Origin of the sequence: Dactylosporangium salmoneum (assembly GCF_039532525.1) — a bacterium.
GTDB classification, from domain to species: domain Bacteria; phylum Actinomycetota; class Actinomycetes; order Mycobacteriales; family Micromonosporaceae; genus Dactylosporangium; species Dactylosporangium salmoneum.
This window is the reverse complement of sequence record NZ_BAAARV010000156.1, coordinates 1-1,326: the sequence shown is the minus strand read 5'-3', so window position 1 is coordinate 1,326 and position 1,326 is coordinate 1. Positions and strand designations below refer to the sequence as shown.

At 69.7% G+C, this 1,326-nt stretch carries 1 protein-coding gene; it reads right to left on the bottom strand.

Annotated elements, in window-relative coordinates:
• The coding region (locus tag ABD352_RS57460) for an IS110 family RNA-guided transposase (protein ID WP_344621159.1) at nt 1-1,159 on the bottom strand (1,159 nt) is incomplete at its 3' end.
• Between the last annotated feature and the right edge of the window lie 167 nt (nt 1,160-1,326).

Here is a 1,326-nt window from a genome sequence, read left to right as displayed (position 1 = left end):
TGTTGGTGGCGGGTCCGGGCTGTGACTTGTCCGAAGTGGCGGCTGTCGGGATTGGGCCGTCCGCGCTGGATTGCAGAGTCGCTCCCGATTGTCCTCCCGGGCCCGTCCTGCCGCTGCGGGCGCGTTCGTCTGCTGGGCGTTTGGTGTCGCGGAGCATCTGTTTGTAGACGATGTCGGACAGGTGTCGTTTGAGCGCGCGGAGGGCTTCCATGGTGGTCTTGCCCTCGGCCTGGCGGCGTCGGTAGTAGGCGCGGCCGGGGGTGTCGTGGCGGAGTTGGACGATGGCCATGATGTGCAGGACGCGGTTGATGCGCCGGTTGCCCAGGCGGGACAGTCGGTGGCGGTGCTGGTCGCCGGAGGATGCCTCGAGCGGGGCGGTGCCGTTCCAGGACGCGAAGTGCGCGGCGGTGCGGAAGCGTCGGATGTCGGTGATGTCGCCCAGCAGCCGGGCCGCGCCGGACGGGCCGATGCCGTTGAGGTCGGTCAGTGAGCTACCGGCAGTGGCAAGCCGGTGCCGCAGCCGGGCGTCCGCTTCCTTGATTTTGGCGTCGATGGTGGTCAGCTCGTCGATGAGCTCGCGGGCCAGGTCGTGGCGGGTCTGGGCGACGATGCCCGCCGGTGGCGGCGCGGTGCGCAGCAGGTAGCTGGCCTGGCCGCGGGTGAGGAACTTCTTGGCCCCGCCGGGGACCAGCTCGAGCAGCAGGTGGTGGATGCGGCTGACGACCTCAGTGCGGGCCCGGCCGAGTTCGTCACGCCGGTCGACGAGCAGCCGCAGCACGACGGTGTGGTCATCGGCGGCCACCGTGCGCAGGCCCGGGGTGCGCAGGCCGGCCACGGCCACGCTGTGCGCGTCAACCAGGTCGGTCTTGCGGCCCTGACCGGTGTCGAACACCCGGACCCGGGCGGACAGTTTCGCGGGCACGTCGATGACCGTTTCACCGTCGGCAACCAGCCGCTGGGCGATGTGCCGGCCGATCCCGGCGCAGCCCTCCACCGCCCACACCCGCTCGGGGAACGTGCGGCCGGTCGTGAGCATTCGCTGGTATCCGTCGGCCTCGGTGCCGTACCGGCCACGGGCCAGGACCTGTTCCCGCTCGTCGATGACCTCGATCGTGGCCGACCGCTTGTGCGGATCCATGCCGATCACCACACGGCTCATGGCGTTGTCTCCTCGTGTCGTACACAGTGGACGATCGCCGTGGAGGGCAACGCTACTTTGAGCTGGACACACCCCTCTTGAGCCACTCCCGGCAGCGGTGGCCGGCGGGCGCACGCCAAATGAGAGTCACACCCTGATGCCGTGGACAGCCGATGATGAGAGCGATC